Genomic DNA, 13,409 nt, shown 5'->3' on the forward strand with positions numbered 1-13,409 from the left:
GAAGGACCAGGATGGGTGCGAGCAAGGCATGGAGATGGGGCGCGGCGGGAGCCGCCGCGGCGCTGGCCCTCACGGCGGGATGTTCCGCCGGAGGGGACGGCGAGGGCACGACGGGAGCGCCACGTGAGGGCGGCGTCCTGAAGCTGGCCCTGGAGAAGGAGCCGGAGTGCCTGGACCCGCACCAGACTCCGACCCAGTCGGGACGGCTGCTGGCGCGCCCGATCCTCGACTCCCTGGTCTACCAGGACCCCAAGGGAACGCTGCACCCCTGGCTCGCCAAGAGCTGGGCGGTGTCCACGGACGGGCTGAAGTACACCTTCAACCTCCGTGACGGCGTCAAGTTCACCGACGGCTCCGCCTTCGACGCGGACGCCGTCGTCGCCAACCTCGACCACGTCGTCGACCCGAAGACGAAGTCGCTGCTGGCCGCGAGCCTCATCAGCGCCTACGACTCGGCGAAGGCGGTGGACCCGAAGACGGTCGAGGTCACGCTGAAGAAGCCCGACTCGGGCTTCCTGGCCGCCGTCGCCACGCCGAACCTCGGCATCCACGCGCCGACGACGCTCAAGGACGACCCGGCGAAGCTGTGCTCGAAGATCGTCGGCTCCGGCCCGTTCCAGAGCGACGGCGGCTTCATCCAGCAGCAGGGCATCACCTACACCAAGAACCCCGACTACGCGTGGTCGCCCGAGGGCGCGGCGCACCAGGGACCGGCCCGCCTGGACGGCATCGAGGTGCAGATCGTGCCGGACGACCCGTCCCGCAGCGGCGCCCTCACCAGCGGCCAGGTCGACGCGGTGACGGCGCTGCCGCCCACCTCGGTGAAGGAGCTGCGCGGGAACGACGCGTTCAAGGTCCACTCGGTCCTCTACCCGGGCGCCAACCACAGCTACTGGCCGAACACCGCGAACGGCACCCTCGCCGACGTGCGGGTCCGCAAGGCGCTGCGCGCGGGCATCGACTGGAAGAAGATCGTCCAGAACGTGTACTTCGGCGTCTACGAGGGCGCCGAGGGCGTGCTGTCCAAGTCCACCCCGGGCTTCGACGCGTCCGTGACGCCCGCCTACGCCTACGACCCGGCGGCCGCGAACGCGCTGCTGGACGAGGCGGGCTGGACCGCCCGCGACGGCGACGGCTACCGCACCAAGGACGGCAAGCGCCTCAAGGTCCGGCACATGTGGTCGGACCCGTCGGTGGAGACCCTCTCGGTCCAGATCCAGGCCGCGGCCAAGGAGATCGGCGTCGAGTTCGTCGAGGAGAACCTCGACGGCGGCACCTTCGTGGACCGCCTCCTCAAGGGCGACTACGAGATCATCGACACCGGCTTCGCCGCCCCCGGCCCCGACGTGCTGCGTGTCCTGTTCTCCAAGGCCAACATCCCGACGCCGGACCGCGGCATCGCCAACAACATGGCGAGGTACGACAACCCGGTCGTCGAGGCCGACTTCGACGCGGCGCTGCGCGCCACCGACCCGGCCGAGCAGCTGAAGATCTACGCGAAGGTCCAGCAGCAGCTCACCGAGGACGCGGCGGTCCTGCCGATCTACACCTCCACCTCGTCGCTGACGGCGCGGTCCGGGGTCCAGGGCGTGGCGTTCCACGTGGACGGGTCCCCGAACCTCACCGAGATATGGCTGGAGTCCTGAAGACGGGCCCGGCGGGGAACGGCGCCCCCGCCGGGACCGGCCGGGCCGAGCTCGTCCGCCTTGTTCTCCTCAGGGCGGGCGGCTCGGCCGCGGTCCTGTGGGGCGCGGTCACCGCCACGTTCGTGCTGCTGCGGGTGATGCCCGGCAACACCGCGGACGTGCTGATGGCCCGCTCCACCACCGCCTCGGCCGAGACCCGCGCCCAGCTCATCGCCGACTACCGGCTCGACGAGTCCGTCGGCGCGCAGTACCTCGCCTACCTGGGCAAGACGGCGCGCGGCGACTTCGGCGACTCCTACGTGCTGCGCAGGCCCGTCACCGAGGTGCTGGCCACCCAGCTCCCGCACACGCTCCTGCTGGTCGCCGCGACCCTCGTGGTGACCGTCGCGGGCGCGGTGGTGCTGGCGGTGCTGAGCGCCCGCGCCGGACGGGTGGCGCGGAGCGTGTTCGCCGGGGTCGAGTCGCTGCTCGTGGCGGTGCCGCCGTTCTGGCTCGGCCTCGTGCTGCTCACCCTGTTCTCCTTCACCCTGCCGATCTTCCCGGCCGTCGGGTCCAGCTCGCTGAGCGGGCTGGTGCTGCCGACGCTGACGCTCGCGGCCGGGCCGCTCGCGCTCGTCAGCGGGGTACTGCGCGAGGGCATGCTGCGGGCGCTGCACGAGCCGTTCGTGCTGACCGCCCGCACCCGCGGCATCAGCGAGACCGCGGTGCACGTCAGGCACGTGCTGCGGCACGCGCTGCTGCCCGCGACCAGCCTGCTCGGCTGGATCGGCGGCAGCCTGCTCGGCGGCGCGGTGATCATCGAGATCGTGTTCTCCCGGCCGGGCGTCGGCAGGCTGCTGCTGACGTCCGTGCAGAACAAGGACCTGCCCGTGGTGATCGCCGTGGTGCTGCTGTCGGCGCTCGTCTTCGTCGTGTTCACCATCATCGTCGACGTGATCACCTGGCTCGTCGACCCGAGGACCAGGGAGGCGGCGTGATCCGCGCGATCCGTCCCGGGCTGTGGCCCGCCGTCGTGCTGCTCGTGGTGCTCGCCGCGATGGCCGCGGTGCCCGGCCTGTTCACCGGCGCCGACCCCGACGCCGCCGACCTCAACGCGACGTTCGCGCCGCCCGGCCCCGACCACTGGCTCGGCACCGACGAGAACGGCCGCGACCTGTGGGCGCGCATCGTCCACGGGGCCCGTCCTTCCCTGCTCATCGGCGGGGGAGCGGTCGCCGTCGCGCTGCTCGGCGGCGCGGTCGTCGGCGTGACGGCGGCCCAACTCGGCGGGCTCGCCGACCAGGCCCTCAGCCGCTCTCTCGAAGTGCTGCTGTCGGTGCCGTGGCTGCTGCTCGTCTTCCTCGTGGTCGCCGTGATGGGGCCCGGAACGTTCCCCGCGATGGTCGGGCTCGCGCTCGTGTCGCTGCCCGGCTTCGCCCGGGTCGTCCGCGCCGAGGTGCTGCGGCTGCGCGCCGCGCCCTTTGTGGAGGCGGCGCGCGGCTTCGGCTGGAGCCGCCTCCAGGTGACGGTCCGGCACGTCGTGCCCAACGCGCTCGGGCCCGTGCTGGCCCTGGCCACCGTGACGCTCGGCGCGACCATCGTCGCCGGGTCGTCGCTCAGCTTCGTCGGGCTCGGCCCGCAGCCGCCGACCGCCGAGTGGGGCGCGATGCTCGCCGCGAGCCGCCGCACCCTGTCGGTCGCGTGGTGGCCCGCCGCGTTCCCCGGCGTCGCCCTCACCCTGGCGGTCCTGGCGATCACCGCCGTCGGCCAGGAACTCCAGCGCCGTGCCGACGGGAGGCACCTGTGACCGCACCGCTCGTCACCGTCCGCGACCTGCGGGTCGACTTCCCCGGGGACGTCGCCGCCGTGCGCGGCGTCTCCTTCACCGTCGATCCGGGCACGGTCGTCGCGATCGTGGGGGAGTCCGGCTCGGGCAAGAGCGTCACCGCGCGCAGCCTCGTCGGGCTCGCGGGTGAGCGCGCCACCGTGCGCGCCAAGACCCTGGAGTTCGAGGGGCACGACCTGACCGGTCTTGACCCGCGCGGTTGGCGCGCGCTGCGCGGCCGCCGCGTCGGGTTCGTGCTCCAGGACGCGCTCGCCTCGCTCGACCCGCTGCGCCGGGTCGGCGCGGAGATCGCCGAACCGCTGCGCGAACACCGGACCGTCCCGTCCCGGCAGGTGCGGGCGGAGGTCGAGCGGCTGCTCGGCGAGGCGGGCGTGCCCGCGCCCGAGGTGCGGGCCCGGCAGTACCCGCACGAGCTGTCGGGCGGGCTGCGCCAGCGCGCCCTCATCGCCTCGGCCCTCGCCGCCCGTCCCGACCTCCTCATCGCCGACGAGCCCACGACGGCCCTGGACGCCACCGTGCAGCGCCAGGTGCTCCGCCTGCTGCGCGCCCGCGCCGACGAGGGCACCGCGATCCTGCTCATCACGCACGACCTCGGTGTGGTCGCCGAGATCGCCGACCACGTCCACGTCATGCGTGACGGCGTGTTCGTCGAGGACGGGCCCGCGCGGCGCGTCCTGGAGGCGCCCGAGCACGAGTACACCCGCACCCTCGTGGGCGCCGCCGCGGGCCACCGGCGCGCCACACCGCCCGGAGAGCCCGCCGTGGTGCTCCGGGCGGAGAACCTGGTGAAGACGTTCCGGCTGCCCGGAAAACGGGTCCTGCGGGCCGTGGACGGCGTCTCGTTCGACGTCGAGGCGGGCCGCACCCTCGGGATCGTCGGCGAGTCCGGCTCCGGCAAGACGACGGTCGGCCGGCTCCTCATGGGCCTCACCCGGCCCGACGCCGGATCGGTGCGGCTGGACGGCAGCGCCTGGACCGAGCTGCGCGGCCGCGACCTGCGCCAGGCCCGCCGCCGCGTCCAGATGGTCTACCAGCATCCGCTCGGCTCGTTCGACCCCCGCTACACCGCCCGGCGCCTGCTCGCCGAGCCCCTCGACGTCGTCGGGGTGCCCGAGGCCGAGCAGGCCGACCGGGCCGCGGAGCTGCTCGGCCAGGTCGGGCTGTCGCCGGACCTGCTGAACCGGCGCGGCCGGGAGCTGTCCGGCGGCCAGGCGCAGCGCCTCGCGATCGCCCGCGCGCTGGCCTGCGACCCCGACGTCATCGTCGCCGACGAGCCCGTCTCGGCCCTGGACGCGTCCGTGCAGGCCCAGGTGCTCGACGTGTTCGCCGAGATCCAGGAGCGCCGCGCCGTCTCCTACGTGTTCATCTCGCACGACCTCGGCGTGATCCGCCGCCTCGCCGACCGCGTCGCGGTCATGAAGGACGGCCGGATCGTCGAGTCCGGAGAAATGGCACAGGTATTCGACGCGCCCGCGCACCCCTATACGAAAGAACTCCTGGACGCCGTTCCCACGCTGCGGCTAAACCACCTCTAAGGCCCGGCTTAACCGCTCTTGTTCCGAAATCGAGATCTGCTTAACGTTCGCAGCAGCGCACCTTTCATCCAGCGCAGGCGAAGGGAACAGGAAATGACGGAGGCACCGCCGTACCCGCAGCCCCGCACGTGCCCCTACGAGCCGCCACCGGGCTACGCCGAGATCGGTGAGCGGGGGCCCATCCTCAAAGTGCGGCTCTATGACGGCCGTGAGGCGTGGATGATCACCGGCTACCGGGAGTCCCGGGAACTGCTGACCCATCCGAACCTGTCGTCACAGCGCACCCATCCGAACTTCCCGATCGTCGCGCCCCGGTTCCGCTCGCAGATCGCCAGGACACTGGCGCTCATCGCGATGGACCCGCCGGTGCACGACACCTACCGGCGGTACCTGAACCCGCACTTCAGCCTGAAGGCGGTCCGCCGGATGCGGCCGGAACTGGAACGGATCGTCAAGGGCTACGTCGACGAGATCCTCGACCACGGGCCGCCCGCCGACCTCGTCAGGCTGCTCGCGGTGCCGCTGCCGTCCCTGGTGATCTGCCGCCACCTCGGCGTCCCCTACGAGGACCACGAGTTCTTCCAGGACTCCAGCGGCGCCGTCATGCTCGGCACCGAGGAGGAGTCCGCGACCGCCGCGCAGAACCTCGTGGACTACATCGACAGCCTCGTCGCCGACCAGGTGAAGAACCCCACCGACGGACTCCTCGGCACCCTCGTGCGCGAACGCGTCGCCACCGGCGACATCGGCCACGACGAACTCGTGTCGATCGCCCTCGTGCTGCTCATCGCCGCGCACGAGACGACGTCCTCGTCGCTCGCGCTCGGCATCATCACCCTGCTGGAGCACCCCGACCAGCTCGCCCGGCTGCACGCCGGCCCGTCGCTGCTGCCGGGCGCCATCGAGGAACTCCTGCGCTACATCGCCACCACCGACCTCGTCGCCACCCGCATCGCCAAGGGCGACATCGAGATCGCCGGTCGGACCATCCGCGACGGCGAGCCCGTGCTCGTCTCCGGCACCCTCGCCAACCGCGACCCGGCCGTGCACGGCGACGCCGACGTCCTCGACATCACCCGCGAGAACCCCCACCACGTGACCTTCGGGTTCGGCATCCACCAGTGCCTCGGCCAGAACCTCGCCCGCATCGAACTCGAGGTCGCCTTCCACGAGCTGCTCACCCGCATCCCCACCATGCGGCTCGCCGTCGACGTCGCGGACCTGCCGATCCTCGGCGCCGGCACCGTCCAGCGCGTCCTCAGCCTGCCGGTGGAGTGGTGAGCACCGTGCGGGTGGAGGCCGACCGCGAGTCGTGCATCAGCGCGGGCCGCTGCATGGCCGCCAACAGCTCCGTCTTCGACCAGGACGACGACGGCATCGTCGTCGTCCGCACCACCCACCCCGCCCCCGAGCACCGCGACAGCGTCCGCAAGGCCGCCTACCTGTGCCCGGCGGGAGCGATCACGCTCAGGAGCGCACCTTGACCGACGACGACAACGACAGACGCACCACCACGACCCGCCTCCCCTCGCTCACCGGAATGCGGTTCTTCGCCGCCTTCCTCGTCTTCGTGTGCCACGCCCTGGTCACCGGCTACTTCCACGCCGGCACCCAGGCCCGGTTCGGGGACTTCGCCTTCGCGGCGGGCTGGCTCGGCGTCGAGTTCTTCTTTGTGCTCAGCGGCTTCGTGCTCGCCTGGGCCGTCCGCGAAGGGCAGAGCAGGACGGCGTTCTGGCGGCGCCGCCTCGTGAAGGTCTACCCCAACCACGTGCTCACCTGGCTCGCCGCGCTCGGGCTCGCCGCCTGGGCGGGGCGCAGCCTCGACCTCGTGGACCTGCTGCCGTCCCTGTTCCTCGTGCACACCTGGCTGCCGCGCGCGGAGTTCATCCTCACCGTCAACGTCGTCACCTGGTCGCTGGCCTGCGACCTGTTCTTCTACCTCGCCTTCCCGTTCCTGTGGGCGGGCATCAGGCGCATCCCCGAGCGGTTCCTGTGGGCCTCGGCGGGCGGCGTCGTCGCCGTCATCGTGGCGCTGCCCGCGGTGGCGCTCGCCCTGGTCCCGGGCGAGCCCCGGATCCCCGGCCAGGAGATGTCCCTCACCCAGAACTGGTTCCTCGTGTCGTTCCCGCCCGTGCGCGCGCTGGACTTCGTGCTCGGCATCCTCATGGCGCGGATCGTCACGGCCCGGCGCTGGATCGGGCTGCCGCCCTCGGCGGCGCTCGGCCTGCTCCTCGTCGGGTTCGCCGCGCAGATCGCGCTGTGGCCCACGGTGTACGGGCTGACCGCCACCGTCGTCGCGCCGATCGCCCTGCTCATCGCCTCCATCGCCGTCGCCGACGTGCGCGGCGACCGGTCGCTCCTGCGGACGCGGCCCCTCCAGTGGCTCGGCGAGATCTCCTTCGCCTCCTACCTCGTGCACTTCCTCGTGCTCGTGTTCGTCCACGAGGCGCTCGGCGCGACCCGCAGCTGGGACGCGCCCGTCGCGCTCGCCCTCGTCACCGCGCTGTGGGTCCTCACCACCGCTCTCGCGTGGGGGCTGTACCGGTTCGCCGAGACGCCGGCGATGCGGCTGTGGGCCGGCCCGAGCACCCTGCGTCCGCGCCCCCGCACCCCCGTGTCCGGCGGCGGCGCACCCGTCCCCGAACCCTCGTGAGAATCCGTGACTCTGTGACAAGGAGGGCCGTGCCTTGACGGTCGACACCGCTCTACTGCCGTCCTATCCGCAGGACCGAAAATGCCCCTACCAGCCGTCGCCCGGTTATCAGGAACTCGGCGGGGAAGGCCCGCTGCACCGGGTCCGGCTGTTCGACGGGAAATGGCTGTGGCTGGTCACCGGCCATTCCCAGGGCCGCCGCCTGCTCGCCGACCCGCGCATGTCCGCGGACCGTTCCCGCGCCGACTTCCCGGTGGTGCTGCCCCGGTTCGAGGCGCCCATCTTCAAACCGCTCGCGCTCATCGGGTTCGACCCGCCGACGCACAGCGTCCACCGGCGGCTCCTCGCGCCGGACTTCAGCCTCAAGCACGTCCGCGCCCTCCGCGCCGACGTGACGGCCCTGGCGCACCGGCTCATCGACCGGATCACCGCCAAGGGCGCCCCCGCCGACCTGCTCAACGACTACGCGCTGCCGATCCCGTCGATGGTCGTGTCGGAACTGCTCGGCGTCCCCTACGACGACCACGAGTTCTTCGAGGCGCGGACCGTGGACCTGCTCCAGGCCAAGTCACCCGAGGGCGCCGAGGCGGCGGGCCAGGCCCTGTGGGACTACCTCGACCGGCTCATCACCGCCAAGGAGCGGGACGCCGCCGACGACGGCGTGATCAGCAGGCTCGCGTCCCGCGTCGACGGCGTCGACCTGACCCGCGACGACCTCCTCCGGATCGCGCTCGCCCTCCTCATCGGCGGGCACGACACCACGTCCCAGATGATCGCGATGGGCGTCGTCACCCTGCTGGAACACCCCGACCAGCTCGACCTGCTGCTGGCCGACGCCGACCTCGTCCCGGCGGCCGTGGACGAACTGCTCCGCGTCGTGTCGGTGACCGACGTGTCCGGCGTCCGGGTCGCGCTGGAGGACATCGAGATCGACGGGTACACCGTCCGCAAGGGCGAGGGCGTGCTCGTGTCGTCGTCGATGACCAACCGCGACCCCGAGGTCTATCCCGACCCGTACCGGGTCGACGTCCGCCGCACCGCGGGCTCGGCCAGCCGCCAGCACATGACCTTCGGGTTCGGCATCCACCAGTGCCTCGGCCAGAACCTCGCGCGGATGGAGCTGGAGGTCGCCTTCACCGTCCTGTTCGAACGGCTCCCCACCCTGCGCCTCGCCGTCCCGCGCGCCGACCTCGCGTTCCGCAAGGGCGGCACCATGCAGGGCGTCCACACCCTCCCCGTCGCATGGTAGGCAGCCGATGAAGGTCACCGCCGACCGGACCCGCTGTATGGCGGCGGGCCACTGCGCCGTCACCGCCCCCGACGTCTTCGACCAGGCCGACGACGGCCTCGTCACCGTCACCGACCCCACCCCGCCCGACCCCGCCCGCGCCGACGTCCTCCTGGCCGAGCGGCTCTGCCCGTCCCGCGCCGTCACGGTCCACGACGCCTGACCCGGTGGGCCTGACACCGTGAGCCCCGTCCGGGGCGCGGGACGCGCCGGTCCCGTGCCCCGGACGGCTCCGCGGAACGGTCCGCCGCCCGGCGGCTAGGGCTTCTCCGGCTCCCGGAGCGTGGTGTGGAGGCGGTCGGCGATCTCGGCGAGCGCGTCCCGCTGCCCGGCCGACAGCGGGTCGAGCAGCCAGCGCCGGATGTGCGCCGCCCGCTTCGGGAAGGCGGCGGTGATGGCGGCGCGGCCCTCCGGGGTCAGCGTGATGATCGCGGCGCGCGCGTTGTCGGGGCAGGGCGTGCGGGTGATGAGGCCGCGCCCGGCCATCCGGGTGAGGTGGTGGTGCAGGCGGCTCTTCTCGAAGTCGGTGACCTCGCTCAGCTCGTAGGGCCGCAGCGACCCGTCCGGGCTCCTCAGCAGCGCCGACAGGAGCGCGAAGTCCGGCTCGGACAGGCCGGTCTCGTGCTGGAGGTCGCGGGCCATCCGCCGCCAGAACACCACCTGGCTCTCGAAGAACGAGCGCCACACCCGTTCCTCGTCCCCGTCGAGCCACCCGCCGCCCGCGTCCGTCATGCCCAGCACCCTACAAGCCCTCCCCGCCCTCGATCCGCGCCGCTCACACGACGGTCCAGTCGTCCCCCTCGACGACGATCGCCTGGCCGTCGCGGAGCGCCACGAACGGCAGGTGGTGGTCGATGAGGTACTGCACCGTCTGCTCGATCTCCAGCGTCTCGGGGTGGTCGGACCGGTAGTGCGGCGCGACGCAGAACGGCAGGATCCCCAGGCCGTCCCAGAGCGCCGGCCCCTCGGGATACCCGTCGGGAACGAACGCGGGGTCGTCCACCTCGCCCTCGATCCCGCGCAGCGTCGGCCCGAGCACACACGCCGCGGCGCTGTACCCCGCATAGACGATCGCGTCGTCCGCGAGCAGTTCTTTCAGCACTTCGTCGGCGCCGCTCAGCCGCAGCGCCCGCCGCAGCACAAAAACACTCCCACCGCGAAAGTACACACCGTCGAATCCGGCGAGCACCTCCCGCACCTTTTCCGGCCCCGCCCCGAAATACCGCCGCAGATCCACCTCGACGGGTTCCAGCCCGAGCCCTTCGAGCGCCTCGAACTCCCGCCGAAGCGAAGCCCCCCTCCGCTCCGCCCCGTGATAGTCATACGCGTTCAACACCACCCCCACCCGCTTCCCCCCGCCCAACAGCCGAACCAACTCTCCGGGCCGATCCCCGACCCCGAACGAAGACAGATAAAGCCGCATGATCACAGTCTAGAAGACGTACGCGGCACATACTGCCGATCTTGTCCCTGGCCTCGGGGAATCTATAGTCTCGACGGATGACGATCCGGCTGTACGACACAAGGCAGCGTCAGATCCGGGACTTTCATCCACTGGTTCCCGGTCGTGCCTCGATTTACCTGTGCGGGGCGACGGTGCAGGGCGCGCCGCACATCGGCCACATCAGGTCAGGACTCAATTTCGACATCCTGCGCCGATGGCTTTCGCACCGGGGGTACGACGTCACCTTCGTCCGCAACGTCACCGATATCGACGACAAGATACTCCGGAAGTCGGCCGAGCAGGGACGGCCGTGGTGGGCGATCGGGTACGAGAACGAGCGGGCGTTCAACGCCGCCTACGAGGCGGTGGGCTGCCTGCCGCCCACGTACGAGCCGCGCGCGACCGGCCACATCCCCGAGATGGTGGAGATGGTCCGGGTCCTCGTCGACCGGGGGCACGCGTACGCGGCGGACGGCAACGTCTACTTCGACATCCGGTCGCTGCCCGGCTACCTCGCCCTGTCCCGGCAGGAGCTGGACGACCTCCTGCACGTCCCGGCCGAGGGCGCGGGCGGCACGGGCAAACGCGACGTCCGCGACTTCGCCCTGTGGAAGGCGGCGGCGCCGGGCGAGCCGTCCTGGGACACCCCGTGGGGGCCCGGCCGTCCGGGCTGGCACCTGGAGTGCTCCGCGATGGCCCACAAGTACCTCGGCGCGGCCTTCGACATCCACGGCGGCGGCATCGACCTGGTCTTCCCGCACCACGAGAACGAGATAGCCCAGGCGCGGGGCTACGGCGACGACTTCGCCGCCTACTGGGTGCACAACGCCTGGGTCACCCTCTCCGGGGAGAAGATGAGCAAGTCCCTCGGGAACTCCGTGCTCGTGCGCGACCTGCTCGCCCGCTGGCGGCCGATCGTGCTCCGCTACTACCTCGCCACCCCGCACTACCGCTCGACCATCGAGTACGGCGACGGCGCGCTGCGCGAGGCGGACGCCGCCTTCACCCGCGTCGAGAGCTTCATCGAGCGCGCCGTCGACCTCGTCGGGCCGCCCCCGGCCGCGCCGGTGCCGGCCGCCTTCGCCGCCGCGATGGACGACGACCTCGGCGTGCCCCAGGCCGTCTCCGTCGTGCACACCGCCGTCCGGCAGGGGAACGTCGCCCTGCGGGCCGGGGACAAGGCGGCGACGTCCGAGCGGCTGGGCGAGGTCCGCGCGATGCTCGGCGTCCTCGGGCTCGACCCGACCGAGCCGCGCTGGAGCGGCGCGCGGAACACCGGCGGGCTGCTCGACGTCGTGGGCGCGCTCGCGGACGTGGTCCTGGAACAGCGCCAGGAGGCACGCGCGCGCGGTGACTTCGCCGCCGCCGACGCGCTCCGGACCAGGATTCAGGAATCCGGACTGGAGATAGAGGATACCGCTTCCGGCCCCCGCTGGAAGCTGCGCGGAATGCCGTGATCCGGCCGTGGGCGCCGTTCGACCGGTGAATATGCGCACTCGAACGGCGGCCCCGCGCACACGCCTTTCCCCGCCGTGGTGCCTTTGGTAGCTTCGCGATCCAGGCACCGCTGGACTTTCCCGAGGAAAGGGGGCGCTTTGTCGGACCGGCCATTCCTGCTGTTCAATTCGCTGACCGACCGGACGGAGGTCTTCCGGGCGTCCGGGCCGGTCGCCGGCGTGTACAGCTGCGGACCCCTCGTCTTCGCGCCCCCACACCTGGGCATCATCCGCGGATATGTGTGCGTCGACGTCATCCGGCGCGCGCTGCGGTGGAAGGGAACACCGGTCCGCCATGTCGTCACGCTGACCGACATCCGGCAGACCCGGGAGAACGCCGCACCGGGCGGCCGGTCGTTCGCGGAGGTCACCGAACACTACGCCGGGATATTCCTGCGGGATCTCGCGACGATGAACGTGCTGCCCGCGCACCATTATCCGCGGGCCTCGGATCATGTCGACGCGATGGTGGAGTTCGCCGGTGAACTGGAGGCGCGCGGTTACGCCTACCCCACCGAGTCGGGGCTGTACTTCGACACGGGAAGGGTCGCCGCCTACGGCGCGCTCGCCGTCATGAACGCGCCGGGCCAGCGGCTCGGCGCGCGGGCGCGACCGGCGCCGGGACGGCGGCGCACGACGGACTTCGCGCTCTGGCGGACGGTCGACGGCGCCCGGCACGGCCGTCAGGGCTGGCCGTCGCCCTGGGGCTGGGGGCTGCCCGGCGGGCACCTGCCCTGTTCGGTGATGAGCCGCGCCCTGCTCGGCGAGCGCTTCGACCTGCACACCGGCGGCCAGCGCCACCGCAGGCTCCACCACGTCAACGAGATAGCGCAGAGCGAGGCGCTCCTCGACGACGGACGCCCGTGGGTCGGGCACTGGAGCCACCACGGTGAGCTCCACATGGGCACCCGCCCGATGGCGCGGGGCACCGCGTCGGGGCTGCCCGAACTCGTCGCCCGGGGGTTCCACCCCATGGCCTACCGGCTGTTCCTGCTCGGCGGCCACTACCGCAACCAGATGAACTACACCGAGGACGCGTTGCGGGCGGCGCAGGCGACGCTGCGCAGGCTCGTCCGCAAACTGGCGCCGTGGGCCGGTGCCGCCCCGCTCACGTCGCACGGCGCGGCGCGGGCCAGGCTCGGGGACGCCGATCCGGTCGCGGCACGGCTGCTGGACGAGCTGGACGCGGCGGTCTGCGCGGACCTCAACACCGCGCGGGCGCTCGCCGTGCTCCAGGCGGCGGCACGGCGCTCCGACCTCAGCCCTGACGGCGGCCGGGTGCTGGTCGCGGCGGCGGACGCCCTGCTCGGGCTCGGGTTGGGCGCGCTCACCGAGCGCGAGCTCGACGGCGCCCCGCGCGCTTTCGTCTCGTCCGGTGCCTCGGACGAGGAGATCGCGCTGCTGGTGGCCGCTCGGGAGGAGGCGCGAGCGGCCGGAGACTGGGCGCGCGCGGACGGGATCCGGACCCGCCTGCTCGCCTTCGGGGTGCCGGTCAGGGACTCCGCGCGACGCGCCTGAGGCG

At 72.3% G+C, this 13,409-nt stretch carries 13 protein-coding genes; 11 read left to right on the forward strand and 2 right to left on the reverse strand.

The features are described from left to right. The first annotated feature begins 11 nt into the window (after positions 1-11). From LO762_RS20730 to LO762_RS20770, 9 genes are all read left to right on the forward strand, one after another. A complete protein-coding gene (locus tag LO762_RS20730; RefSeq protein WP_230617508.1) occupies positions 12-1,646 on the forward strand; it encodes an ABC transporter substrate-binding protein in 1,635 nt (544 codons plus the stop codon). Further along, a complete protein-coding gene (locus tag LO762_RS20735; protein WP_230617509.1) occupies positions 1,631-2,623 on the forward strand; it encodes an ABC transporter permease in 993 nt (330 codons plus the stop codon). The genes LO762_RS20730 and LO762_RS20735 overlap by 16 nt, the downstream gene beginning before the upstream one ends. Further along, on the forward strand, positions 2,620-3,432 hold the full coding sequence (locus LO762_RS20740) for an ABC transporter permease (RefSeq protein ID WP_230617510.1): 813 nt from the start codon (positions 2,620-2,622) through the stop codon (positions 3,430-3,432). Before LO762_RS20735 ends, LO762_RS20740 begins: the two co-directional genes overlap by 4 nt. Beyond that, positions 3,429-5,006, forward strand: coding sequence for an ABC transporter ATP-binding protein (locus LO762_RS20745; protein ID WP_230617511.1), 1,578 nt, complete (start codon positions 3,429-3,431; stop codon positions 5,004-5,006). The genes LO762_RS20740 and LO762_RS20745 overlap by 4 nt, the downstream gene beginning before the upstream one ends. Before the next feature lie 93 nt (positions 5,007-5,099). Then, the gene (locus LO762_RS20750) at positions 5,100-6,287 is read left to right on the forward strand and encodes a cytochrome P450 (protein WP_230617512.1); all 1,188 of its coding nucleotides are present in this window, start codon (positions 5,100-5,102) and stop codon (positions 6,285-6,287) included. Further along, on the forward strand, positions 6,284-6,490 hold the full coding sequence (locus tag LO762_RS20755) for a ferredoxin (protein ID WP_230617513.1): 207 nt from the start codon (positions 6,284-6,286) through the stop codon (positions 6,488-6,490). The genes LO762_RS20750 and LO762_RS20755 overlap by 4 nt, the downstream gene beginning before the upstream one ends. Further along, a complete protein-coding gene (locus LO762_RS20760) occupies positions 6,487-7,659 on the forward strand; it encodes an acyltransferase (protein WP_230617514.1) in 1,173 nt (390 codons plus the stop codon). Before LO762_RS20755 ends, LO762_RS20760 begins: the two co-directional genes overlap by 4 nt. Positions 7,660-7,693: 34 nt before the next feature. Beyond that, on the forward strand, positions 7,694-8,908 hold the full coding sequence (locus LO762_RS20765) for a cytochrome P450 (protein ID WP_230617515.1): 1,215 nt from the start codon (positions 7,694-7,696) through the stop codon (positions 8,906-8,908). A gap of 7 nt (positions 8,909-8,915) precedes the next feature. Continuing rightward, entirely contained in the window at positions 8,916-9,110 is a 195-nt protein-coding gene (locus LO762_RS20770) for a ferredoxin (protein ID WP_230617516.1), read from the forward strand. 95 nt (positions 9,111-9,205) lie between these two features. On the opposite strand, the gene LO762_RS20775 is transcribed toward LO762_RS20770, so the two are convergent. Then, on the reverse strand, positions 9,206-9,679 hold the full coding sequence (locus LO762_RS20775; RefSeq protein ID WP_230617517.1) for a MarR family winged helix-turn-helix transcriptional regulator: 474 nt from the start codon (positions 9,677-9,679) through the stop codon (positions 9,206-9,208). 43 nt (positions 9,680-9,722) lie between these two features. Continuing rightward, complete coding sequence (locus LO762_RS20780) at positions 9,723-10,280, reverse strand: Type 1 glutamine amidotransferase-like domain-containing protein (protein WP_230617518.1); 558 nt, start codon at positions 10,278-10,280, stop codon at positions 9,723-9,725. Between the two features lie 167 nt (positions 10,281-10,447). Between LO762_RS20780 and cysS the strand changes: the two genes are divergently transcribed. Beyond that, the gene (cysS, locus tag LO762_RS20785) at positions 10,448-11,848 is read left to right on the forward strand and encodes a cysteine--tRNA ligase (protein ID WP_230617519.1); all 1,401 of its coding nucleotides are present in this window, start codon (positions 10,448-10,450) and stop codon (positions 11,846-11,848) included. 138 nt (positions 11,849-11,986) lie between these two features. After that, the gene (locus LO762_RS20790) at positions 11,987-13,405 is read left to right on the forward strand and encodes a hypothetical protein (RefSeq protein WP_230617520.1); all 1,419 of its coding nucleotides are present in this window, start codon (positions 11,987-11,989) and stop codon (positions 13,403-13,405) included. Positions 13,406-13,409 lie beyond the last annotated feature (4 nt).

Source organism: Actinocorallia sp. API 0066 (genome assembly GCF_020991275.1).
GTDB lineage: Bacteria > Actinomycetota > Actinomycetes > Streptosporangiales > Streptosporangiaceae > Actinocorallia.